Genomic DNA, 22,076 nt, shown 5'->3' on the forward strand with positions numbered 1-22,076 from the left:
TCAACTCCTTCGGTGGGAAGCGGGTTGTCATCAGATGCGCGCAGCGGTGACGTTGCGTAGACGCACCTTTTTGACACTGCTATCCCGCTTGAAATGGCGGGATTTTTTATGCAACGGTCAGGCAAACACGCCTTTATTATCGCCGGAACAGGCAGCGGATGCGGCAAAACCACCGTGACGCTGGGCATTCTGCGTGCCTTGATGGCCCGAGGGCTGTCGGTGCAGCCATTTAAAGTGGGGCCAGATTACCTCGACACTGGCTGGCATACCGCCGTCAGCGGCGTGACCTCACGCAATCTCGATGCCTTTATGTTGCCCCCCACCACCCTCAATGGGCTGTATAACCAGCATATGCGCCATGCCGATGTGGCGGTGATTGAGGGGGTGATGGGGCTGTACGACGGTTACGGCATCGACCCCGATTATTGCAGCAGTGCCGCGATGGCGAAGCAACTGGGCTGTCCGGTGATTTTGCTGGTGGATGGCAAGGCGGTCTCGACCTCGGTCGCCGCCACCGTCATGGGTTTCTGCCAGTTTGACCCCAAGCTGGTGATTGCTGGGGTGATTGTTAACCGCGTCAACTCTGACTCTCACTATCAGCTATTGCGCCACGCCATTGAGCACTATTGCGGCATTCCGGTCTTGGGCCGTTTGCCAGTGATGGAAGAGGTGGCGTTGCCATCGCGCCATTTGGGGTTGATTCCGGCACCCGAGCGGAGTGGGGCGGGCAAGCCGCCGGACAGTGATCCGTGCTGGCAGCGACTGGCACAGCAGATTGAGGCGACCCTTGATCTCGATCGGCTACTGGCGCTGACCCACTGTGCCGCACTGCCCGCAGGCACCCCACCTGAGTTACCTCCCCATACATTGGCCGATGGCCTGACACTGGCCCTCGCCGAAGATGAAGCCTTCAATTTCTACTATCCCGACAATCTGGATCTGCTCGAGCAAGCTGGAGTGCGCATCCAACGTTTTAGCCCGCTGCATGACCGCCAGTTGCCCGCTTGCCAGATGATCTATCTGGGCGGCGGCTACCCCGAGATCCACGCCGCTAAGCTGGCCGCCAATACTGCCATGCGCGCGGCGTTACAGCAGGCTCACCGCCAACAGATCCCTCTGTATGCCGAGTGTGGCGGCTTGATGTATCTCGGCGACGGTTTAACTGATGAACAGGGGCAGCGCCATTCGATGGTGGGGATTTTGTCCGGCGAAAGCCGGATGGGAAAACGGCTGACCCGCTTTGGTTACTGTCAGGCCGAGGCTCGCCGCGACACCCTATTGGCGGCCCAAGGCGAGACTCTGCGCGGTCATGAATTCCACTATTCCGATTTTACCAGCGCACTGACGCCCGCCTTTGATAGCAGCAAGTGGCGCGATGGTGTCGCCCTCCAGCGCTGGCAAAGCGGCTATCAAGTGGCGAACACCCAAGCCAGCTACCTGCATATCCACTTCGCCCAACGCCCCGGTTTACTCAATGGCTGGCTGAGCGCGGCTCGGAGTCGGCTATGACCCTCGCCGCGTGGTTTGTGGCTTTCTTGCTCGATAGCTGGCTCGGCGACCCGCCGCACTGGCCCCATCCGGTGCGCTGGATAGGCAATTTGATCACGTGGCTGCAACGGGGAATTCGCGCGGTTTGCCACAGCGAGCGCTCACTGAAATGGGGGGGAGCGCTGTTGTGGCTGCTGGTGGTCGGTGTGACTTGGCTGGTGAGTTGGGGATTTTTAGCGCTGATGACGCAGATTAACCCTTGGCTCGGCTGGTTGGCGCAAGTGTGGATGATTTACACCCTGCTGGCGGGGCGCTGCTTGAGTGACGCGGCACAGCACGTGTTTGAGGCGCTGCAAACGGGGTCGCTGGCGCAGAGTCGCGAAAAGCTGTCATGGATTGTTGGGCGCGATACCTCGCAACTGGAAAAACCGCAGATCACCCGCGCGGTGGTGGAGACCGTGGCGGAGAACAGTGTCGATGGCGTGATTGCCCCGCTGTTTTTCCTGATGTTAGGCGGCCCACCGCTGGCGATGGCCTACAAAGCGGTCAATACCTTGGATTCGATGGTGGGGTACAAAACCCCGAAATACCGGGCGATCGGTTATGTGTCGGCACGAATGGATGATCTGGCGAACTGGCTACCTGCGCGGCTGAGCTGGTTACTGCTCAGTGCGGCGGCGGGGTTGATTCGGGCTGATTATCGGCAGGCGCTGCGCATCGGTTGGCGCGATCGCTATCAACACGCCAGCCCGAACTGTGCATGGTCGGAAGCCACGGTAGCCGGAGCCTTGGGGGTGCGCCTCGGTGGCCCGAATCACTACTTTGGCGAGCGGGTCGAAAAGCCTTGGATTGGTGATGATCGGCGTGAAATCGCGCTCGAAGACATTCCGCGCAGCATCAATTTGATGCGGATAGCGTCACTGTTAGCCCTTCTACTCTTTGCCCTGATTCACCTGCTGCTGGTCGGCATTTAACAAGGATAACCTGATGAACTATATAAAAAACCCGCAGCAGATCGAGCAAAACAGCTTCGTGATTATCGGCGATATCATTGCCGAGCAGCGGCCCGATTACCACTTTGCCAGTGAAATGCACGAAGCGGTGATCAAGCGGGTGATCCATACCACGGCCGATTTTGATTGGCTGGATATTCTGCACTTCTCGCCGCAGGTCTTGACCCACATTACTGAGGGCATCCAACGCGGTTGCACTCTCTACACCGACACCACCATGGCGATGTCCGGCATCAATAAAACGCTACTCAAGCAGATGGGCTGTGAATGCCGCTGCTATATCAGTGACCCACGAGTGGTGGAGAGTGCGCCGCAACAGGGCATCACCCGCTCAATGGCGGCGGTGGATGTGGCGCTGGCGGAGCCGGGCGAAAAACTGTTTGTGTTCGGCAATGCACCCACCGCGCTATTTCGCCTGCTGGAGCGGCAAGGCACGCCAGTGGCGGTGATTGGGGTACCGGTCGGTTTTGTCGGCGCGGCGGAATCAAAAGCGGCGCTGGCTGAAAGTGAGCTGCCCTGTATCGCCGCGCTGGGGCGCAAAGGCGGCAGCAATGTGGCGGCCGCCATCATCAACGCCATCCTCTACCAGTTACGGGGGCGCGATGAGTGATCTGACGGTGAGTGACCCTCAAGAGCGGCAAAACGCGCCACTCGACAGCATTTGGCATAACGGCAAACAGTACCGCAAGGGCTATACCACTGGCTCCTGCGCTACGGCAGCAGCGAAAGTGGCGGCGTTAATGGTACTGCGCCAGCAAGTGATTGATCAGGTAGCCATTGTCACTCCCTCCGGCATCAGCTTGAGCCTGAATGTCGAGCAGCCGCTGATTGAGGGGCAGCAAGCCACGGCGGCGATCCGCAAAGATGGCGGTGATGATGTTGATGCCACCCACGGCATGTTGATTTTTGCTCGCGTCACCCTCACCGAACAGACCGAGATCACCCTGCGCGGCGGGGAAGGGGTGGGCACCGTCACCCGCAAAGGCATTGGCCTGCCAGTGGGCAGTTCCGCCATTAATCGCACCCCACGCCAGACCATCGAGGCCGCCGTGCGCGAGGTGATCGGGCCGTTACGCGGCGCAGCGGTAGAGATCTTTGCGCCCGAAGGGGAAGAGCGGGCGAAGAAAACCTACAACGGGCGGCTGGGGATTCTCGGCGGCATCTCCATCATCGGCACCACGGGCATTGTTACGCCGATGTCGGAGGAGAGCTGGAAACGCTCACTGGCACTGGAGTTGGAGATGAAACGGGCGGCGGGGGAAGATCGTGTGATTCTGGTGCCGGGTAACCACGGCGAGCGCTTTGTCCGCGAACATTTGGGCTTGGATAGCCAGCGGGTGGTCACCATGAGCAACTTTGTTGGTTACATGCTGCAAGAGACGGTGCGACTGGGTTTTCGCCGCGTGCTGTTGGTGGGGCATCCCGGCAAATTGGTCAAAGTCGCCGCTGGCATCTTCCACACCCACAGCCATATTGCCGACGGGCGCATGGAGACGCTGGTGGCAAATCTGGCCCTGATGGGTGCACCCCATGCGCTGTTAGTTGAGGTTAATCAGTGTGATACCACCGAGGCCGCCATGGAGCTGATTGCTGAGCAGGGCTGGCAGGGGGTCTACACCCGCATCGCGGAGCGCATTTGTGAGCGCATTAGCGAAATGATGCGTTTCTCCGTTAACCCGCCGCAGTGCGACGCCATTTTATTCTCTTTCGATAACCAAGTGCTGGGCAGCAACCGACCACTGGATGAGATTCTGGAGGCGCAACGATGATTATCGTCGTGGGCATTGGCCCCGGTGATACCCAATACCTCACCCCCAATGCATTGCAGGCGATTGATTGCGCCGAGGTGCTGGTGGGCGGCAAACGCCATCTGGCGACCTTCAGCAGTGATGGCCGCGAAAGCCGCCTGCTGGATGCGGATCTGCTGGGGCTATTGGAGTGGCTGGACAGCAACAAAGATCGCGCCATTGTGGTGCTGGCCTCCGGCGACCCGCTGCTGTATGGCATCGGCAAACTGCTGGCGGCGAATTTTAGCGCCGACCAACTGCAAATTGTCCCCGGCATCAGCGCGATTCAATATCTGTGCGCCAAAGTGGCACTGGATATGAATGACCTTTTCCTCACCAGCAGCCATGGGCGAGCGCCCGATTTTGACTGGATCTTCCAGCACGACAAAGTGGCGATGGTGACTGACGGCACGATCGGCCCGCGCGCCATTGCTGATGCGCTGCATCAACGCGGCCTTGCCCGCACCCTGATTATTGGTGAAAACCTCTCCCAACCCAATGAACGCATTCACCGCCTGTCGGTGGATCAAGTGGCGGCCCGTTACGAGATGAATGTGGTGGTGATCCTCAATGAGAGATGAGCTTTTTATTCGCGAACAAAATGTACACGGGCGAACCGTGCCGATGACCAAAGAGGCGGTGCGCGCGCTGGCACTGGAACGGCTGGAGTTACCCGGTGCGACTCACCTGATTGATGTTGGCGCGGGGACGGGCAGTGTGGCGCTGGAAGCGGCACTGCGCTTTCCCGATTTACGGGTGACGGCCATTGAGCGCAATCCGGCGGCACTGGCGCTGATTCACGAAAACCGCCAGCGGCTAGGGTGCCACCATGTGGAGATCATCGCGGGTGTGGCTCCGTTGCCACTGCCCCATAGCGCGGATGCCATTTTTATCGGCGGCAGCGGCGGCCATTTGACCGCACTGATCGACTGGGCGCTGATGATGCTCAACCCGGATGGGCGTCTGGTGCTGACCTTTATTCTGCTCAATAACCTCAATGAGGCATTGAATCACCTACAGACCTGCGCCGTCAGCCAACTGGATTGCGTGCAGTTGCAACTCGCCAATCTGACGCCGCTGGGCAGCGGACACTATTTTAAACCGAATAATCCTACTTATCTTATTTCCTGCCACAAGGAGGCGCGCCATGTCTGAGTATCCTAATACCGCGACCCAAAATACCGTGCAACGCGATCTCGTCCAGCCATGGGATACACAAAAAGTGTGGTTTGTCGGGGCCGGGCCAGGCGACAAAGAGCTGATCACGCTGAAGGGCTACCGCTTGCTGCAACAGGCGCAGGTGGTTATCTATGCTGGCTCCCTGATCAATACCGAGCTGCTGGAGTACTGCTCGCCACAGGCAGAGTGCCACGACAGCGCGGGCCTGAATCTGGCTCAGATCATCGCACTGATGGTCGAGGGAGTGCAGGCGGGCAAGTTGGTGGTGCGGCTGCAAACCGGAGACCTCTCACTCTACGGCTCGATTCGCGAGCAGGGCGAAGTCTTGGGTGAGCATGGCATTGGCTTTGTGTCGGTGCCGGGGGTCAGTGCTTTCTTGGGGGCGGCGGCACAACTGGGAGTGGAGTACACCGTGCCGGAAGTGGCGCAGAGCCTGATTATCACCCGCATCGAAGGGCGCACACCAATGCCGCCGCTGGAGCAGTTGGAAGCCTTCGCCGCCCACCAAACCTCAATGGCGATTTTCCTCTCGGTGCAAGAGGTGGATCGTGTGGCTGAGCGCTTAATTGCCGGCGGTTATCCCGCCACCACGCCAGTGGCAGTGGTCTACAAAGCCACTTGGGCGGAGAGCCGCACCGTGCGCGGCACTCTGACTGACATTGCCGAGTTGGTGCGGGCGGCAGCAATCAATAAAACCGCACTGATTTTGGTGGGAGCCTTTTTGGGCGATGAGTACCACTACTCCAAACTCTATGACGCGGGGTTCAGCCATGAATACCGTCAAGCCTGAGTCGATCGCGGTATTTTGCCTGACCCCCGGCGGGGTGCGGCTGGCGCGGCGCTTGCAAACCCACTTACCGCTGACCTGTTTCACCAGTGACAAACTGCTGGAGCCGGGCTTTCTGCCCTTCACGGGCACTTTTGGCGAGACGATGCGCGAGGCGTTTAAGCACTACTCGGCGCTGGTGGTGGTCGGTGCCATTGGCCTGACGGTGCGGGTGATCGCGCCACTGGTCAAAGACAAAATGAGCGACCCGGCGGTGGTGGTGATTGATGAGCGCGGCCAGCACGTCATCAGTTTGCTCTCCGGCCATGTCGGCGGCGCGAACACACTTACTCGCTATTTGGCGGGCATTTTGGGGGCCGATCCGGTGATTACCACCGCCACTGACGTCAACGAGATGGCGGCACTGGACACACTGGCAAACCAGTTGGATGCCGAAATGCAGGATTTTCGTCACGCGGTCAAAGTGGTCAATCAAATGCTGGTCAGCCACCAACAAGTGGGGCTGTGGTGGGACACGCCACTGCGAGCCGAATGTGCGCGCTGCGACACCCGAGGCTTCGTTCCGGTTGAGTCACTGGATGATTTGCCGCCACTGGACGCCTTAGTCTGCATCACCCTGCGCGACACTCTGCCGCTCAGCGCCGAGCAACAACTCGCCTTGCCGGTCTACAAGCTGGTGCCGCGCCGCGTGGTGGCGGGGATTGGTTGCCGCCGCGCCACTTCGCTGCAAACGCTGGTGGAGCTGCTGCAACAGCAAATGGCAGAAAATCACTTTGACCTCATGGCACTGCGGGCCATTGGCAGTGTCACCATCAAGAAAGATGAACCCGCGCTCCATCAGCTCGCACAGTGCTGGCGCGTGCCCTTCGAACTGTTCAGCGTCGGCGAACTGAGCCGCCATGAACAGCGTTTCCCTGCTTCTGAATTTGTCCGCCAAACGGTGGGTGTCGGTAGCGTTTCACAACCGGTCGCCTGGCTGATGAGCGACGGTAAATTGGTTGGCAATACTCTGCGTCAGCAGGGCGTCACCATCACTCTGGGAGTATCGCATTAATGTTAACCGTGATTGGCATCGGGCCGGGCAGTGAATCGATGATGACTCAGGAGGCCATAGCGGCGATCCAAGAGGCGGAAATTATCGTCGGCTATAAAACCTACACCCATCTGGTCAAGTCGATGACCCAAGATAAGCAGGTAATCAAAACCGGCATGTGCAAAGAGATTGAGCGCTGTCAGGCGGCGATTGATCTGGCGCTGGCGGGTCATAAGGTGGCGCTGATCAGCAGTGGCGATGCTGGTATTTATGGTATGGCGGGGCTGGTGCTGGAGTTGGTTACCCAACAGCAATTGGAATTAGAAGTGCGGCTGGTGGCGGGGATCACCGCCAGTATCGCGGCAGCTTCGTTACTCGGCGCACCGCTGATGCATGATTTCTGTCATATCAGCCTAAGTGATTTGATGACCCCGTGGGCGGTGATTGAAAAACGCATTATTGCCGCTGCGCAGGCGGATTTTGTCATCTGCTTCTATAACCCCCGCAGTCGGGGCCGCGAAGGGCATCTGGCACGCGCATTTGAGTTAATGCTGCCGTGGAAAAAAGCCGAAACGCCCGTGGGCGTAGTAAAAGCCGCTGGGCGTAAAAAGCAGGAGAAATGGCTCACCACCTTGGGTGAGATGGATTTCGAGCCAGTGGACATGACCAGCTTGGTGATTGTCGGTAATCAGGCCACTTATTGCCGCAATGGGCTGATGATCACCCCTCGCGGGTATTCGCTATGACAGGGCATTCGCTATGACTCAGCGCCACCCACCGATTCATCTGTTCGGCGGCACCAGTGATGCGCGGCTGATCTGCCAATTACTCGATGCGGCAGGCGAGCGCTATAGCTTGTCCGTCGCCACCGAGGCGGGCAAACAGTTGGCGGGGGAGATTCGCGGTGAAGTGATCATCGGGCGGATGGATGCGGCGGCGATGGCTGATTTTCTGACCGCCCGAGAGGTGTGCTGGGTGATTGATGCCTCGCACCCCTATGCCGATCTGCTCAGTGACAATGTGGTTGCCGCCTGCGAACAGGCGAATGTGCCGATGACCCGCTATCAGCGCCCGAGCGAGATTGACGCGCTTCATCATCCGCTGCTGCACAAAGTCGATAGTCTCGCGGCGGCCTGTGCGGTGGCTCAGAAATTGGGGCCACGGGTGCTGCTCACCACTGGCAGCAAGCAGTTGGCCGAGTATCAGCGCGGGCTGAGTGGCAAAACGCTGTTGGCGCGGGTGTTGCCGACCGCCGAGGTGCTGAGTCAGTGCGAAGCGCTGGGGTTAGGGGTGGACAACATTATCGCGCTGCGCGGGCCATTTAGCGCGCCATTCAATCAGGCGCTGTATGAATTTTGCCAGCCGGATGTGGTGATCACCAAGGAGTCCGGTGCGCAGGGGGGGTATCAAGAGAAAGTCGCCCCCTGTCTGGAGCTGAACATTCCCTGCATTGTGGTGCGCCGTCCGGCCTCCGTGGTGTTGGGCCGTCTCGGGCAGCAAGTGGCTTCATTCGATGAATTGACCCAGCATCTGACCCACTGGCAAGAACAACGAGGAGCATAAATAAAATGAAAAAAGCACTGTTGGTGATCAGTTTCGGCACCAGTTACGAACAGACCCGCCAGAAGAATATTGATGCCTGCGAGCAGCAATTGGCTGCCGCCTACAGCGACCGTGATCTGTTCCGCGCCTTTACCTCGGAGATGATCATTCGCAAGCTGCGTAAACGCGATAGCCTGCTGATCAATAACCCGCGTGAAGCCCTAAAACAACTGGCTGAGCTGGGTTATCAGGATGTGGCAATTCAATCACTGCATGTGATCAATGGCGATGAATATGAAAAAGTCGCCAATGAAGTGCGCGCCTTCAGTGACACTTTCCATCATCTGGTACTGGGCACACCGCTGTTAAGCAGCTTTGCTGATTACCAGCAGTTGATGCTGGCACTGCAAGCGCAAATGCCCGCTCTTGCGGCAGATGAGCGGGTGGTATTTATGGGGCATGGAGCCAGCCATTTCGCCTTCTCCGCCTATGCCTGCCTTGATCACCTGATGACCTCACTGAACTTCCCCGCCTTGGTCGGCGCGGTGGAAAGCTACCCCGAAATCAGCCATATCATCACCCGCCTACAACAGCAGGGGGTGCGCAAAGTGCATCTGATGCCACTGATGCTGGTGGCTGGGGATCACGCCATCAACGACATGGCCTCTGACGAGCCGGACTCATGGCGCTCGCAGTTGGAAGCCGCAGGGATTAGCGCCCAATCATGGCTGCAAGGATTAGGTGAAAACCCATTGATTCGCCAAATGTTCGTTGAACATCTGGATCACGCCTTACAACAAAAACAGCAGGAGGCAGCGTAATGAGCGGCAGACTTTATGCCCTAGGTGTCGGCCCCGGAGCCAGTGATTTGATCACGGTGCGCGCCGCCCGAGTGATAGCCCAACTGGATGTGCTCTATGCCCCCGCTGGGCGCAAAGGGGGCGACAGTCTGGCGCTCTCTATCGTGCGCGAATACTTATCGCCCGCCACGGAAATTCGCACCTGCCACTTCCCGATGAGTGCAGATGATAGCGAAAAACAGGCGGTGTGGGATGAGGTGGCGCAACAGCTACAAAACGAAGTCGCCCAAGGGCGTCAGGTCGGCTTTATCACCCTAGGCGACTCAATGCTATTCAGCACGTGGGTGTTTTTGCTGGAACGCATAGGCCGCCCTGATTGGTTAGAGATCGTGCCGGGGGTGACCTCCTTTGCTGCTATCGCGTCCCGTGCGGCACTGCCCTTGGCGATGGAGCAACAGTCGCTGGCGATTATGTCCTGCACTGCGCCGGAAGCCGAGTTGGAGCGGGCGCTGCGCGACCACGACTGCGTGGTATTGATGAAAGTGTATGGTCGCTTCGCCCGCATTCAGGCGCTGTTGGCCCGCTTAGACCTCTTCCCCCATGCGCTGTTGATGTCGGAAGCCTCGCTGCCGGGGGAGGTGTGCTGGCGTCAATTGGATAGCATTGCTGCCGACCAGCCATTGCCCTATTTCTCCACCATTTTAGTGAATAAGCAGCAATACGTTAATTAAGAACAATACGTTAATTAAGAACAAAGGGTTAATTAATTTTAAAAAACATCCCCAAATTAATTGGAGTTGCAAATGGAAAGACAGCTAAAAAAACTCTCATTTACCGGATTGGCGATGGCAATCCTGCTGACCATTGCCCCGAATGACGTTTTTGCCATGCACATTATGGAAGGTTTTTTGCCGCCGATGTGGGCGCTGGCTTGGTGGGTGCTGTTCCTGCCGTGCCTGTTTATGGGCTTGGTGCGCTTAAAGCAGATTGTCGCGGAAGACAGCAATCAGAAAGTGTTACTGGCTCTGTGTGGCGCTTTTATCTTCGTGCTCTCGGCGCTGAAAATTCCGTCCGTGACGGGGAGTTGCTCGCACCCCACAGGGGTTGGGCTGGCAGTGATTCTGTTCGGGCCAGTGGTGGTGGCAGTATTAGGGGCGATTGTACTGCTGTTCCAAGCACTGTTATTGGCGCACGGCGGGTTGACCACTCTGGGCGCGAATGGCATGTCGATGGCGGTGATTGGGCCGGTGGTGGGGTATCTGGTCTGGAAACTGGCCTGCAAAGCGGGGTTACGTCGTGATGTCGGTGTGTTCCTCTGTGCCATGCTGGCGGACTTAACCACCTACTTTGTCACCTCGGTACAGCTCGGATTGGCTTTCCCCGATCCGCAATTTGGTGTCAGTGGCTCGATTATCAAATTTATGGGGGTGTTCTGCATTACCCAGATCCCGATTGCTATTGCTGAAGGTTTACTGACAGTGATGATTTACGACCAATTGACCAAACGCCAGCTTATCCATGCGGAGACTCACTAACATGAAAAAGACCCTTATCTTGCTGGCGATGGTGATCGCACTGGTGATCATGCCCTTCTTTATCAATCACGGCGGCGAATATGGCGGCTCGGATGGTGAGGCTGAAACCTTGATTCAGGTCACCGCTCCCCACTATAAACCGTGGTTCCAGCCGCTGTATGAACCGGCCAGCGGTGAAATTGAGAGCCTGCTGTTTACTCTGCAAGGTTCCATCGGTGCGGCGGTAATTTTCTATATCTTGGGCTACTACCGGGGGAAACGCGGTGAGCATGCTGGGGATTGATAAGCTAAGTTATCAGAGCCGCTGGCGACAGGCCGATCCGATGGGAAAACTGCTGCTGTATGGGGTTTTCCTGCTGCTGGCGATGCTGAGTCCGCCGATGTATCAGGCGCTGCTGTTGCTGTTTATTGCCGGATTGACCTGCTATTTGCTGCGAGTTGGCCCGCGCCGCTATCTGCGCTGGCTGGCGATTCCGCTCTCCTTCCTGCTGGTGGGGTTGGTGACCATTGTGCTGTCGCTGGCTCGCCAACCGGAGAGCTTGTGGTGGGGAGTACAAATAGGCCACTGGTGGTTCGGCATCGATAAAATCGGCTTAGCCACCGCCAATCAAACACTGTGGCGCAGTCTGGCAGCGCTGGCGGCCACCTTCTGGTTTGTGCTCAACACGCCATTTCCGCAGTTGATTCAACTGTTGAAACGCTGCCATGCACCCCGTCTGCTCACTGAGCAGATCCTGCTGACTTGGCGTTTCATCTTTATTTTGATCGAGGAGGCGGCGGCGATTCGTCAGGCACAGTCACTGCGATTTGGCTATATCTCACTGCCGACGGGTTACCGCTCGCTGGCAATGCTGGTGGGTATGCTATTTACCCGCGTGATGATTCGCTATCAACAGATGGTCATCGCGCTGGATATGAAACTCTATCAGGGTGATTTTCACCTGTAAGGCAGGATCTGATGTTAGCCACCCGACACTTAAATTTCAGCTATCAAGATGAGCAGGTATTGCATGATTTGACGCTGGATTTCAGTCAGCATGCAGTCACTGGTATTTTGGGGGCCAATGGTTGCGGCAAATCTACGCTGTTTATGAATTTGACGGGCATTCTGCAACCGCAGCAGGGGGCGGTGCTGTGGCAAGAGGAGCCGCTCAGCTACAAAAAAGCCAGCCTGCGGGCACTACGCCAGCGGGTAACCACGGTATTTCAAGATCCCGAACAGCAGATTTTTTATACCGATATCGACAGTGATATTGCTTTCAGTTTGCGCAATCTGGGGATGCCGGAGGCGCTCATTGCTGAGCGGGTGGATCGGGCGCTGACCTTGGTGGATGCGCAGAGTTTTCGCCACAAATCGATCCAGCACCTAAGCCACGGTCAGAAAAAACGGGTGGCGATTGCCGGGGCGCTGGTGATGGAAGCGGAGTATCTGTTACTGGATGAACCGACCGCCGGACTCGACCCCGCGGGCCGCCAGCATATGATTACTCTCATTGAGCGCATTGTGGCGGAGGGAAAACGAGTTATTCTATCCAGCCATGATATCGACCTGATTTATAAGGTTTGTGACTATCTTTATGTGCTCTCTCATGGGCACCTGATGATTGCCGGAGAGACCACCGAGGTGTTCCTGCAACAGGATAAACTGCAAGCTGCGGGGCTGGTTCAGCCGTGGCTGGTCAAAATGCACACTGAGCTAGGCTTGCCGCTGTGCAAAACCGAAGAACAACTTTTTGCGCTGATGCGTCAGCGTGAAGCGGAGGAGAGGCGATGAGTCTGTCGGCAACTAAGCTATCGACCACAAAGCTATCGGCCACAAAGCAATCGACCACAAAGCTATCAATCATGGTGCAAGGCACGGCATCTGACGTCGGAAAAAGTGTGTTAGTGGCGGGGCTATGCCGCATTTTTATGCAGGATGGTTATCGCAGCGCGCCATTTAAATCGCAAAATATGGCGCTGAATTCGGGCATTACGCCGCAAGGCGAAGAGATGGGGCGGGCGCAGATTTTTCAGGCCGAAGCGGCGGGTATTGCCCCGGATGTGCGCATGAACCCGGTGCTGCTCAAGCCCACCAGTGACCGCAAAGCGCAAGTGGTGCTGATGGGCAAGGTGGCTTGCAATATGGATGCAGTGGAGTATCACCAGTACAAGCCGCAGTTGCAGCAGCAGATCAGCGAGGTTTACCACAGTCTGGCTGGCGAATATGACGTGATGGTGCTGGAGGGGGCGGGCAGCCCGGCGGAGATCAATCTGCGCGACCGCGATATCGTCAATATGGGCATGGCGGCGATAGCCGATGCACCAGTGGTATTGGTGGCGGATATTGATCGTGGCGGCGTATTTGCCTCTATTTATGGCACGCTGGCATTGCTGCATCCCCATGAAAAAGCGCGGGTCAAAGGGGTGATCATCAATAAGTTTCGCGGTGATATTGCGCTGCTTAAACCCGGTTTGGAGCAGATTGAAGCGCTGACAGATGTCCCTGTTTTGGGGGTGATGCCGTGGCTGGAGATTGATTTGGAAGATGAAGATGGCGTGGCACTGCAAAACGGCAAATATGACGACGCGGCCGCCAAGGCGCTGGATATCGCGGTGATTCGCCTGCCACACATTGCCAACTTTACCGATTTTAATGCGTTGGCCGCGCAACCGGATGTGCGCCTGCGCTATGTTTCGCAGCTTTCGGCCTTGGGTCAGCCGGACTTAATTATCCTGCCCGGCAGCAAAAATACGCTGGGAGATTTGCAGTGGCTGCATCACAGCGGGTTGGCGGCGGCACTGCTGGCGCAACATCAGCAGCAGGTGCCGGTGATCGGGATCTGCGGTGGCTATCAGATGTTGGGTAAGCGCATTGTTGATGGGGTGGAGTCGGGCCTCGAACAGATGGAGGGGCTGGGTTTGCTGGATGTGGAAACCCAGTTCGCGCAGGAGAAAGTCACCACGCGGGTCAGCGGAGCCTGTCTGGCGGCGCTGCCGGGGATGCTAGCAAATTGCGCGGAGCACCCACTGGAGGGCTATGAGATCCACATGGGCGTCTCTCAACTGGGGGCCGATGCCACCCCTTTTGCCCGCCTGACCTTACGTAACGGGCAAGCAGAGCAGTGGGAGGATGGGGCGGTGAACCGTGACGGCAATGTGTTGGGCAGCTATATTCATGGCCTGTTCGACAGCCACCACTTTACCCGCCCACTGCTGGACAATTTGCGCCAACGCAAAGGGCTGGCGGCGTTTGACGGGGTGACCGTCAATTACGCGGAACATAAGCAGCAACAGTTTGATCTTCTGGCAGCAGAGATGCGACAGCATATTGATATAGAACGGATTTATCAGCTAATGACAGCACATCACCAGGAGCGCACACAGTGATTTTGATTACCGGCGGTGCGCGGAGCGGCAAGAGTTCGCTGGCTGAACGGCTGGCAGCACAGGCGTGCGATCGGGTATTTTACATTGCTACGTCGGTGGTGACTGACGCGGAGATGGCCGAACGGGTTGCGCTGCACCGCGCCACCCGTCCGGCCCACTGGCGCACGTGGGAGGGGTATCGGGATCTCGGCGCGGTACTGGATCAGCAAGTGGCGGCGGGCGAGGCGGTGATGCTCGAATGCATCACCACACTCATCACCAATCTGCTGTTTGAACAGGCGGGCGACACCCCACCTGAACAGATGGATTTTGCGCAGTTGGAGGTGGGGATTCAGCAACAGATTAGCGATCTGCTGGCCGCCTGCGCCCGAAGCTCGGCACCCATCTATCTGGTCACCAATGAGCTGGGCATGGGTATCGTGCCGGAAAATCGCCTCGCGCGGCACTTTCGCGATATCGCGGGGCGGGTTAATCAGCGGTTGGCCGCAGCGGCAGACGACGTGTTTTTAGTGGTTTCTGGCATTGGAGTAAAGATTAAATGAGCCTGCGACTCTTTCTCGCCACCTTGCAATTTATGACCCGCATTCCGGTGCCGGAGCGCTGGACACAAGGGCTGGCGATGGATCACTACGAGCGCGGTATTGTCGGTTTCCCCTTGATTGGCCTGATTGTCGGGGTGATGGGGGGGGCGGTCTTTACCTTGTTGGCCCCTTGGTGCGGCGTGCCTTTGGCGGCGCTGGGCTATGTGCTGGCCTTGGCGCTGATCACCGGGGCTTTTCATCTTGATGGGCTGGCCGATACTTGTGATGGGGTTTTCTCCGCCCGCAAACGCGAGCAGATGTTGGAGATCATGCGCGACAGCCGCCTCGGGACTAATGGCGGGTTAGCGCTGATTTTTATTGTGCTGGCAAAAGTGCTGGTGGTGAGTGAACTGGCGCTGCGTGATCTGTCGATGTTTGCCCTACTGACCGCCGCCTCGGTGGTGGGTCGCACCGTAATTGTGCTGCTGATGTATCGTCAGCGCTATGCGCGCGAAGGCAATGGGCTAGGCAATATCTACATCGGCAAAGTGACGGGCAGGCAAACCGTCATCACTCTGGCGGGCGGCGCGATATTGACGCTGTTGCTCGGCCAAGGGGCGGCGGTGCTGGCGCTGGTGATCACGATGGTGGTGGTCTGGCTGTTGGCAACCTATCTGCGCCGCCGTTTAGGTGGACAGACCGGAGACACCTTGGGTGCGGCTGCCGAAGTGGGCGAATTGGTGTTTTTACTGGCGCTGTTGTGACATTGCCGCCTCTTGAATCCTCTCCCTATTGGACCACGCTATGCGACTTTTTTTGGTACGCCACGGGCAGACCGAGGCCAATTTGCGCGGTGTTTTTTGCGGCTTGACCGATTTGGATCTGACCCCGCACGGCGTAGCGCAGGCCGGACAGGTCACCGAGTGGTTGGCGGAGGTTGATTTTACTCATGCCGTGAGCAGCCAATTGCGGCGCGCCCGGCATACCGCCGATATTCTGCTGGCTGGGCAGGATATTGATCTGAGCATCGACGGCCAATGGAATGAGATGAATTTCGGTGAGTGGGAGATGCGCCATCACCATGATTTACAACGGGAAGACCCCGAGGCGTGGGCCGCTTGGGTGGCGGACTGGCAACAGGCTAGCCCCACGGGCGGGGAGTCTTTTCCTGAGTTTTCTGCCCGCATCGAACAGGCCGTAGAGTCACTAAAATCAGTTAAAAATAACGACAATAATCAGTTATTGGTCGCCCATCAGGGGGTATTGAGCCTGATGTTGGCCCGTCTGCTGGCGATGCCCGCAGCGGCCATGTGGCACTTTCATTTTGAGCAGGGGGCATACAGCGTGTTGGAGATCCATGATGGATTTGTCACGCTACGTGCATTCAATAGCCAGGCTGTTTGGCAGCCTGCGACACGAGGTTAAAGAGATGCAAACACTTTCATCGATTCTGGCGCGCATTCCACCGTTAGATAGCAAGGCGATGGCCCGCGCCAAAGTGCGGCTGGATGGCTTGCTTAAACCGCCCGGCAGTTTGGGCCGCTTGGAGCAGTTGGCGATTCAGTTGGCGGGGATGCGCGGGCTGTATGGGCATCAAGTCGATCGCAAGCAAATTATTGTGATGGCCGCTGATCACGGAGTCTACGACGAAGGTGTGGCTATCTCGCCCCGCGTGGTGACCCAAGTTCAGGCGCTGAATATGGTGAAAGGGGTGACGGGGGTCTGTGTGTTGGCGGCCAATGCCGGGGTGGAAGTGAAGATTGTCGATGTGGGCATCGACAGCGAGAAACTCCCCGGTGTTGTGGACATGAAAGTGGCCCGTGGCAGTGGCAATATTGCGCGCGGAGCGGCGATGACCCGTCAGCAAGCCGAAGATCTGCTGTTCGCCAGTGCAGCGCTGACTCTACAGCAAGCCGCCGATGGGGTGAAAGTCTTTGGTGTCGGTGAGTTGGGGATGGCGAACACCACGCCTGCCGCCGCGATGGTCAGTGTGTTCACCGACAGCGACCCTGAGTTAGTGGTCGGTATTGGGGCGAATTTCCCCAGTGAGCAACTGCATCATAAAGTGGCGGTAGTGCGCCGCGCCATCGAAACCAATCAGCCTGATGCCAGTGATGGCATTGATGTGCTGGCAAAAGTCGGGGGTTTTGATCTGGTGGGGATGACGGGCGTGATGCTGGGCGCGGCGGCGGCGGGATTACCGGTGGTGCTGGATGGTTTCCTCTCCTATGCCTCGGCGTTAGCAGCTTGCCGTATCGCACCGCGAGTGCGCGAATACCTGATTCCGTCCCATATGTCGGCGGAAAAAGGCGCGGTGATCGCCCTAAATCACCTGCAACTGGAGCCTTATTTGCAGATGGGCATGAGGCTGGGTGAGGGCAGTGGGGCGGCAATCGCTATGCACTTGGTCGATGCGGCCTGTGCGGTCTATAACAATATGGGGTCGTTAGCCGAGAGCAATATTGAGTTACCGACGCCCACGGCTTAATGGTTAATATTGCCATCTCCATCCCCCTGCTTCCTTGAGGTTGCAGGGGGTGTTATTTGCGCCAACCTGCAACTTTGACTCAGTACCGGGGGTTTTTAGGCGCTGGATGATCAGATGATGTTATTATCCCAATACGCATTGAGGTAACGCATTAAAATAATTGGGTATATGACATGCAGAAGCTGCTTTTTTCCGGTCGTATTAACTTGAAAATGATTCGCTATTTCTTAGCCGTATCAGAAGAACTGCACTTCGGCAAAGCCGCTGAACGCCTTCATATCTCCCAACCGCCCTTAAGTTTGCAAATTAAAGAGCTGGAAGAGGCTTTAGGCTTCCCCCTATTTATTCGCGATAGCCGCAATGTGGTGCTGACTTTGGCCGGTGAGATGATGCAGGCTGAAATGAAAGAGGTGTTTGAGAATATAGAAAACTCCCTTAGCCGCGTCTCCTATATTGCTCGCCACGAACAGAGCCACCTGAATATCGGCATTATTGGTTCCGCCCTATGGCATCAATTATTAGAGAAATTCAAAAGTTTTAAAACGCTGAATCCGAATACCACTTGGTCGCTCCATGAATTTCCCCCCAGCAAACAGTATGAAGCGCTATTAAATAAAAAACTCGATATTGGCTTCTGGCGTTGCGCGGATCTGGAACAGAATCCGGCGCTGGTCTATCGGCGAGTCGAAAAACAGCGGGTGGCTGTCGCAGTCTCCTGTGAGAGTGAGTTAGCGGCTTGCGAGCTGCTGTCGTTGAAGGATCTCTCAGGGCAAACACTGATATTCCTCACTTTTACCCACTCTGGCTACTCCAAAAACCTCTACAATAGTTGCCTCAGTGCGGGCTGTAAGCCGCAGGGTATTTACCAATTTGATGAGCCGCAGACGCAACTGGCTTTTGTCAACAGCAACTTGGGTATCGCTTTAGTCCCTGAAAGTATGCAGGAAATTCCTTGGCCGAATATTAAGTTTATTCCGCTGCAAGAGCACCTCTCAGCGGATCTGTTTGCGGTTTACCCCCCCGGTAGCACTACTCAGGCGCTAGAGCGATTACTTGAGTTATTCTAAGCCCACGGCTATTTAGCGCTATCATTTGGCCTTAACTAAAATCGCCATCGCAATTATGACTAACCCTGCGCCACTGGCGATCTCTTGCCACTGGATCTCCTGACCCAGTAACCCATTTGTCGCTATCACCGACAGCGGAATGAGATACACATAACCTGATATTTTGGCGGGCGATAATACGATGCAGGCTTTTTGGAACAGGAAAAAACTTAATGCCGTCGCAAAGGTGGCGAGATAGAGAACACCACTCCAAGTGATCACGTTAATATTACGCCACTCAATATTCGGCAGTTGATAAGCGACGACGGCGGTCAGTAACAGTGTGGCGCACATTAAACTCCAGCCCGTCAGCACCAGTGCGTGCTCACCGCGATGCAGTTTTTTCACCACAATGGGATTCAAGGCCATGCCTAAACAGCCAAATAGAAACAGGTAATCTGACGGCATCAGCGATAATTGTAAAAGCTGCGATAAATCACCCTTAAAAATAATTAACAAGGCACCCGAAATACCCAATAACAGTGCAATCAATACCGCCCATGTTGATCTTGCGTTGAGCAACAGCATGCTCATTATCAGGCTCATCAACGGCACAGTGGTATATAACGCACTCGAATTTAATGCGCTGGTGGTCTGAAGTGAAAATATCATGCAGGCAAAATAGACTAGTGGCGGTAGGCTAATCAGAGTGTAACGGCCTAAGTCACGATAATGAGGTAGTTTTAGTAATCCTTGCCCCGCTAACAGCACAATAAACAGCAGGCTGGCAATGGCATAGCGCATCCAGGTGATCACCATCGGCGGCAATGCATTGCTGATGGTGGCGCTGGCAATAAAGGAGCCGCCAAGGAGTGCGGTAAATCCTAGCATCTGCAAATGTGCCGTCACTGTTTTTGTTGTCATGTGCATCCCTATTACCCCTCGAGTGATCGACGATAATTGCGTGGAAACACAGACTGAACCATTACCTTTTCAGTATGGATAATCGTAATTTTAGTATTGGTTGTGTCATAACCGGCTCCCTATGATGGATTATTGATGTTTCTATCATGTGTATTCGTTAACCCACTCCTTTGATCCCTATTCAATTAAAATAATTAAGGTTTTTATTATGACAACCGCAAATTCAACTATTGATGCCGATTTCAGTGAATTACCTTTTCAGGCCGTCGACTATATTCAGAAAATAAAGCCCGGATTTAAGCCTCAAGCCGCATTCATTCTTGGTTCGGGATTAGGTGATTTGGTGGCTCAAATTACTGATGAAACGACCATTAGCTATGCCGATATTCCCGGCTTTCCGGTCAGTTCAGTACATGGGCATGCCGGTGAACTTGTTTTAGGTCATCTGTTTGGTGTTCCCGTGATGTGCATGAAAGGCCGTGGTCATTTCTACGAAGGCAAAGGCATGAGCATCATGACCAATCCGGTGCGCACCTTTAAATTAATGGGATGTGAGTTCTTATTCTGCACCAATGCCGCCGGTTCACTTCGCCCAGAAGTATTACCGGGTTCGGTTGTCATGCTAAAAGATCATATTAATACCATGCCGGGAACGCCATTGGTTGGGCCTAATGATGATCGTTTCGGTCCACGCTTCTTTAGTTTGGCGAATGCCTATGATAAAGATTTGCGCGCTGATATGGCGACTATTGCTCAGCAACTTGATATTCCACTGACCGAAGGCGTATTTGTCTCTTACCCTGGCCCTTGCTTTGAAACGCCCGCTGAAATTCGCATGATGCAAATTATCGGTGGCGATGTAGTGGGGATGTCTGTAGTGCCAGAAGTGCTCTCTGCGGCCCATTGTGGTTTAAAAGTCATTGCATTGACGGCCATTACTAATTTGGCTGAAGGGCTTTCTGATGTGGTTCTCTCCCACGAACAAACTTTAAAATGTGCAAAATTGGCATCGGTTAATTTCACCAAACTAATTGAAGCTTTCTTGAAAAGCAAAGTCTCGCACTGATCGATAAAATCACTATTCTCCAGACTTGGCGTGCAGTGACAATGCCGTATTAGCCAAGTCAGGAGAGAATATCTCTGAAGAGGGAAGTCCCCTACAGACTCAATAAGCAAAAAAGACTCCCTCGACGCATTTGTATCACGGAGAATAAAAATGATAATAAAAAAACGGCTTAAAGTGATGTTCTTCCTCCAGTTCTTTATCTGGGGTGCCTGGCTGGTCACCTTGGGTGCTTACATGATGAATACGCTGAATTTTACCGGTGCGCAGGTGGGGCTGGTCTATGGTGCGAAAGGGATTGCCTGTATTTTGATGCCCAGTATTGTGGGTATTATTGCTGACCGCTGGGTTAAGGCCAATATTCTCTACGCCGGTTGTCATTTATTGGGGGCGTTGGCGTTACTTATCGCGGCTAATATCTCAGATCCCAACTTCATGTTCTTTGTGATGCTCTTCAATGCGATGGTTTATATGCCGACGATTGCCTTAGCAAATACAATTTCTTATATCTGTTTAGAGAAGGCGGGGCTGGATACTATTAAGGATTTTCCAGCGGTGCGTGTTTTTGGCACTGTCGGCTTTATTTTCGCCATGTGGACAATTAGCCTGTCCGGTTTCGAATTGAGTAATATTCAGCTCTATATTGCCTCCGGTGCCGCGCTATTGCTGGCAATATATGCGCTTTCATTACCAAGTTGCCCGACTTCGAATGTGAAAAAAGATCGTTCGTGGGTCAATCTATTAGGGCTGGATGCTTTCGTCTTATTCAAGCAAAAGAAGATGGCGATCTTCTTCCTATTTGCCATGTTGCTCGGCGCTTCATTACAAATTAGCCACACTTTCAGCAGCCCGTTCTTACATGACTTTGCCAAAAATCCGGTTTATCAGGATAGTCTGGTGGTGCAATATCCGTCGATATTATTGTCGATGGCGCAAATTGCTGAAGTCTTTTTCATCCTGACCATTCCCTTCTTCTTATCTCGCTATGGTATTAAGCGCGTGATGATGATCAGTATGGTGGCATGGACCCTCCGCTTTACCTTATTTGCCTATGGTGATCCCTCTGCGACGGGTATCGTCTTATTGCTATTATCCATGGTGGTCTATGGATGTGCTTTCGACTTCTTTAATATTTCCGGCGCAATTTATGTCGAAAAAGAGGTGGACTCGACTATCAGGGGCAGTGCACAGGGCTTATTTATGACGATGGTCAATGGTGTTGGCGCTTATGTTGGCGCAATAACCAGTGGGCATGTGGTCGATTACTTTACTGACGGGGGCGTGAAGGACTGGAACAGTATTTGGCTCTCTTTCGCCGCTTATACGCTGGTGCTGCTCGTTATTTTTGTCTTCGTGTTCCAATATAAGCATGATGCGGTTGAGTTGAAGGATCGCCAGTTATCCCATTGATGGTTTAGTGTGAATGAGTGGCTTATTGTGATTTGAGGTGGCGCGCTAATGGGCAACGCCACTCACCAGAAACCGGATCATTTAACCCTGA

25 protein-coding genes are annotated in these 22,076 nt (G+C 55.2%); 24 read left to right on the forward strand and 1 reads right to left on the reverse strand.

Annotated elements, in window-relative coordinates:
* The first annotated feature begins 108 nt into the window (after positions 1 to 108).
* The 22 genes from HRD69_RS13180 to HRD69_RS13285 all read left to right on the forward strand — a co-directional run bounded on the left by HRD69_RS13180 (position 109) and on the right by HRD69_RS13285 (position 18,609).
* A complete protein-coding gene (locus HRD69_RS13180) occupies positions 109 to 1,509 on the forward strand; it encodes a cobyrinic acid a,c-diamide synthase CobB (RefSeq protein ID WP_032813070.1) in 1,401 nt (466 codons plus the stop codon).
* Entirely contained in the window at positions 1,506 to 2,462 is a 957-nt protein-coding gene (gene cbiB / locus HRD69_RS13185) for an adenosylcobinamide-phosphate synthase CbiB (RefSeq protein WP_032813069.1), read from the forward strand. The genes HRD69_RS13180 and cbiB overlap by 4 nt, the downstream gene beginning before the upstream one ends.
* Positions 2,463 to 2,475: 13 nt before the next feature.
* Positions 2,476 to 3,111: a cobalt-precorrin-8 methylmutase gene (locus tag HRD69_RS13190; protein WP_004873620.1), complete on the forward strand. Its 636-nt coding sequence runs from the start codon at positions 2,476 to 2,478 to the stop codon at positions 3,109 to 3,111.
* Positions 3,104 to 4,270, forward strand: coding sequence for a cobalt-precorrin-5B (C(1))-methyltransferase CbiD (gene cbiD / locus HRD69_RS13195; protein WP_032813068.1), 1,167 nt, complete (start codon positions 3,104 to 3,106; stop codon positions 4,268 to 4,270). Before HRD69_RS13190 ends, cbiD begins: the two co-directional genes overlap by 8 nt.
* On the forward strand, positions 4,267 to 4,869 hold the full coding sequence (locus HRD69_RS13200; protein WP_032813067.1) for a cobalt-precorrin-7 (C(5))-methyltransferase: 603 nt from the start codon (positions 4,267 to 4,269) through the stop codon (positions 4,867 to 4,869). Before cbiD ends, HRD69_RS13200 begins: the two co-directional genes overlap by 4 nt.
* Complete coding sequence (locus HRD69_RS13205) at positions 4,859 to 5,443, forward strand: decarboxylating cobalt-precorrin-6B (C(15))-methyltransferase (RefSeq protein WP_032813066.1); 585 nt, start codon at positions 4,859 to 4,861, stop codon at positions 5,441 to 5,443. Before HRD69_RS13200 ends, HRD69_RS13205 begins: the two co-directional genes overlap by 11 nt.
* Entirely contained in the window at positions 5,436 to 6,257 is an 822-nt protein-coding gene (locus HRD69_RS13210; RefSeq protein WP_032813065.1) for a cobalt-precorrin-4 methyltransferase, read from the forward strand. The genes HRD69_RS13205 and HRD69_RS13210 overlap by 8 nt, the downstream gene beginning before the upstream one ends.
* Complete coding sequence (gene cbiG / locus HRD69_RS13215; RefSeq protein ID WP_032813064.1) at positions 6,238 to 7,308, forward strand: cobalt-precorrin 5A hydrolase; 1,071 nt, start codon at positions 6,238 to 6,240, stop codon at positions 7,306 to 7,308. Before HRD69_RS13210 ends, cbiG begins: the two co-directional genes overlap by 20 nt.
* A complete protein-coding gene (locus HRD69_RS13220) occupies positions 7,308 to 8,033 on the forward strand; it encodes a precorrin-3B C(17)-methyltransferase (RefSeq protein WP_032813063.1) in 726 nt (241 codons plus the stop codon). Before cbiG ends, HRD69_RS13220 begins: the two co-directional genes overlap by 1 nt.
* Positions 8,034 to 8,046: 13 nt before the next feature.
* On the forward strand, positions 8,047 to 8,850 hold the full coding sequence (locus HRD69_RS13225; RefSeq protein WP_004873614.1) for a cobalt-precorrin-6A reductase: 804 nt from the start codon (positions 8,047 to 8,049) through the stop codon (positions 8,848 to 8,850).
* Positions 8,851 to 8,855: 5 nt separating this feature from the next.
* Complete coding sequence (cbiK, locus tag HRD69_RS13230; RefSeq protein ID WP_004873613.1) at positions 8,856 to 9,650, forward strand: sirohydrochlorin cobaltochelatase; 795 nt, start codon at positions 8,856 to 8,858, stop codon at positions 9,648 to 9,650.
* A complete protein-coding gene (locus HRD69_RS13235) occupies positions 9,650 to 10,360 on the forward strand; it encodes a cobalt-factor II C(20)-methyltransferase (RefSeq protein ID WP_032813062.1) in 711 nt (236 codons plus the stop codon). The genes cbiK and HRD69_RS13235 overlap by 1 nt, the downstream gene beginning before the upstream one ends.
* Before the next feature lie 66 nt (positions 10,361 to 10,426).
* Positions 10,427 to 11,164, forward strand: coding sequence for a cobalt ECF transporter S component CbiM (gene cbiM, locus HRD69_RS13240; protein WP_032813111.1), 738 nt, complete (start codon positions 10,427 to 10,429; stop codon positions 11,162 to 11,164).
* A 1-nt stretch (position 11,165) separates the two neighbouring features.
* The gene (locus HRD69_RS13245; protein ID WP_004873611.1) at positions 11,166 to 11,447 is read left to right on the forward strand and encodes an energy-coupling factor ABC transporter substrate-binding protein; all 282 of its coding nucleotides are present in this window, start codon (positions 11,166 to 11,168) and stop codon (positions 11,445 to 11,447) included.
* Positions 11,434 to 12,111 carry an energy-coupling factor ABC transporter transmembrane protein gene (locus HRD69_RS13250; RefSeq protein WP_032813061.1) on the forward strand — a complete coding sequence of 226 codons (678 nt, stop codon included), beginning with the start codon at positions 11,434 to 11,436 and terminating at the stop codon, positions 12,109 to 12,111. Before HRD69_RS13245 ends, HRD69_RS13250 begins: the two co-directional genes overlap by 14 nt.
* An 11-nt stretch (positions 12,112 to 12,122) precedes the next feature.
* Positions 12,123 to 12,938: an ATP-binding cassette domain-containing protein gene (locus HRD69_RS13255; RefSeq protein ID WP_004873609.1), complete on the forward strand. Its 816-nt coding sequence runs from the start codon at positions 12,123 to 12,125 to the stop codon at positions 12,936 to 12,938.
* Between the two features lie 71 nt (positions 12,939 to 13,009).
* Positions 13,010 to 14,533, forward strand: a complete 1,524-nt coding sequence (locus HRD69_RS13260; RefSeq protein ID WP_004873608.1) for a cobyric acid synthase — start codon at positions 13,010 to 13,012, stop codon at positions 14,531 to 14,533.
* Complete coding sequence (gene cobU, locus HRD69_RS13265; RefSeq protein WP_032813060.1) at positions 14,530 to 15,075, forward strand: bifunctional adenosylcobinamide kinase/adenosylcobinamide-phosphate guanylyltransferase; 546 nt, start codon at positions 14,530 to 14,532, stop codon at positions 15,073 to 15,075. The genes HRD69_RS13260 and cobU overlap by 4 nt, the downstream gene beginning before the upstream one ends.
* The gene (gene cobS, locus HRD69_RS13270; protein WP_032813059.1) at positions 15,072 to 15,818 is read left to right on the forward strand and encodes an adenosylcobinamide-GDP ribazoletransferase; all 747 of its coding nucleotides are present in this window, start codon (positions 15,072 to 15,074) and stop codon (positions 15,816 to 15,818) included. The genes cobU and cobS overlap by 4 nt, the downstream gene beginning before the upstream one ends.
* 40 nt (positions 15,819 to 15,858) lie before the next feature.
* On the forward strand, positions 15,859 to 16,479 hold the full coding sequence (locus HRD69_RS13275) for an adenosylcobalamin/alpha-ribazole phosphatase (RefSeq protein ID WP_004873605.1): 621 nt from the start codon (positions 15,859 to 15,861) through the stop codon (positions 16,477 to 16,479).
* A gap of 4 nt (positions 16,480 to 16,483) precedes the next feature.
* A complete protein-coding gene (gene cobT, locus HRD69_RS13280) occupies positions 16,484 to 17,542 on the forward strand; it encodes a nicotinate-nucleotide--dimethylbenzimidazole phosphoribosyltransferase (protein ID WP_004873604.1) in 1,059 nt (352 codons plus the stop codon).
* A gap of 173 nt (positions 17,543 to 17,715) precedes the next feature.
* Positions 17,716 to 18,609, forward strand: a complete 894-nt coding sequence (locus HRD69_RS13285) for a LysR family transcriptional regulator (RefSeq protein WP_004873603.1) — start codon at positions 17,716 to 17,718, stop codon at positions 18,607 to 18,609.
* Between the two features lie 21 nt (positions 18,610 to 18,630).
* Here HRD69_RS13285 and HRD69_RS13290 read toward each other — a convergent pair whose 3' ends face one another.
* Positions 18,631 to 19,479 (reverse strand): DMT family transporter, encoded by an 849-nt coding sequence (locus HRD69_RS13290; protein ID WP_032813109.1) that lies wholly within the window; start codon positions 19,477 to 19,479, stop codon positions 18,631 to 18,633.
* Positions 19,480 to 19,720: 241 nt separating this feature from the next.
* Between HRD69_RS13290 and xapA the strand changes: the two genes are divergently transcribed.
* Both xapA and HRD69_RS13300 read left to right on the forward strand, forming a co-directional pair.
* Positions 19,721 to 20,578, forward strand: a complete 858-nt coding sequence (gene xapA / locus HRD69_RS13295) for a xanthosine phosphorylase (protein ID WP_032813058.1) — start codon at positions 19,721 to 19,723, stop codon at positions 20,576 to 20,578.
* A 150-nt stretch (positions 20,579 to 20,728) separates the two neighbouring features.
* Entirely contained in the window at positions 20,729 to 21,985 is a 1,257-nt protein-coding gene (locus HRD69_RS13300; protein WP_004873600.1) for a nucleoside permease, read from the forward strand.
* Positions 21,986 to 22,076: the final 91 nt, after the last annotated feature.

It is taken from the genome of Yersinia mollaretii ATCC 43969, assembly GCF_013282725.1.
GTDB lineage: Bacteria > Pseudomonadota > Gammaproteobacteria > Enterobacterales > Enterobacteriaceae > Yersinia > Yersinia mollaretii.

Bases quoted from the DNA above. Each gene is read 5' to 3' on its own strand.
- HRD69_RS13205 (WP_032813066.1), top strand. From the start codon at position 4,859: ATGAGAGATGAGCTTTTTATTCGCGAACAAAATGTACACGGGCGAACC.
- HRD69_RS13275 (WP_004873605.1), top strand. From the start codon at position 15,859: ATGCGACTTTTTTTGGTACGCCACGGGCAGACCGAGGCCAATTTGCGC.
- HRD69_RS13190 (WP_004873620.1), top strand. From the start codon at position 2,476: ATGAACTATATAAAAAACCCGCAGCAGATCGAGCAAAACAGCTTCGTG.
- HRD69_RS13285 (WP_004873603.1), top strand. From the start codon at position 17,716: ATGCAGAAGCTGCTTTTTTCCGGTCGTATTAACTTGAAAATGATTCGC.
- HRD69_RS13255 (WP_004873609.1), top strand. From the start codon at position 12,123: ATGTTAGCCACCCGACACTTAAATTTCAGCTATCAAGATGAGCAGGTA.
- cobS (WP_032813059.1), top strand. From the start codon at position 15,072: ATGAGCCTGCGACTCTTTCTCGCCACCTTGCAATTTATGACCCGCATT.
- HRD69_RS13220 (WP_032813063.1), top strand. From the start codon at position 7,308: ATGTTAACCGTGATTGGCATCGGGCCGGGCAGTGAATCGATGATGACT.
- xapA (WP_032813058.1), top strand. From the start codon at position 19,721: ATGACAACCGCAAATTCAACTATTGATGCCGATTTCAGTGAATTACCT.
- HRD69_RS13250 (WP_032813061.1), top strand. From the start codon at position 11,434: ATGCTGGGGATTGATAAGCTAAGTTATCAGAGCCGCTGGCGACAGGCC.
- cobT (WP_004873604.1), top strand. From the start codon at position 16,484: ATGCAAACACTTTCATCGATTCTGGCGCGCATTCCACCGTTAGATAGC.
- HRD69_RS13235 (WP_032813062.1), top strand. From the start codon at position 9,650: ATGAGCGGCAGACTTTATGCCCTAGGTGTCGGCCCCGGAGCCAGTGAT.
- HRD69_RS13245 (WP_004873611.1), top strand. From the start codon at position 11,166: ATGAAAAAGACCCTTATCTTGCTGGCGATGGTGATCGCACTGGTGATC.
- HRD69_RS13260 (WP_004873608.1), top strand. From the start codon at position 13,010: ATGGTGCAAGGCACGGCATCTGACGTCGGAAAAAGTGTGTTAGTGGCG.
- cbiD (WP_032813068.1), top strand. From the start codon at position 3,104: ATGAGTGATCTGACGGTGAGTGACCCTCAAGAGCGGCAAAACGCGCCA.
- HRD69_RS13210 (WP_032813065.1), top strand. From the start codon at position 5,436: ATGTCTGAGTATCCTAATACCGCGACCCAAAATACCGTGCAACGCGAT.
- cbiB (WP_032813069.1), top strand. From the start codon at position 1,506: ATGACCCTCGCCGCGTGGTTTGTGGCTTTCTTGCTCGATAGCTGGCTC.
- HRD69_RS13180 (WP_032813070.1), top strand. From the start codon at position 109: ATGCAACGGTCAGGCAAACACGCCTTTATTATCGCCGGAACAGGCAGC.
- HRD69_RS13225 (WP_004873614.1), top strand. From the start codon at position 8,047: ATGACTCAGCGCCACCCACCGATTCATCTGTTCGGCGGCACCAGTGAT.
- HRD69_RS13300 (WP_004873600.1), top strand. From the start codon at position 20,729: ATGATAATAAAAAAACGGCTTAAAGTGATGTTCTTCCTCCAGTTCTTT.
- cbiK (WP_004873613.1), top strand. From the start codon at position 8,856: ATGAAAAAAGCACTGTTGGTGATCAGTTTCGGCACCAGTTACGAACAG.
- HRD69_RS13200 (WP_032813067.1), top strand. From the start codon at position 4,267: ATGATTATCGTCGTGGGCATTGGCCCCGGTGATACCCAATACCTCACC.
- HRD69_RS13290 (WP_032813109.1), bottom strand. From the start codon at position 19,479: ATGCTAGGATTTACCGCACTCCTTGGCGGCTCCTTTATTGCCAGCGCC.
- cbiG (WP_032813064.1), top strand. From the start codon at position 6,238: ATGAATACCGTCAAGCCTGAGTCGATCGCGGTATTTTGCCTGACCCCC.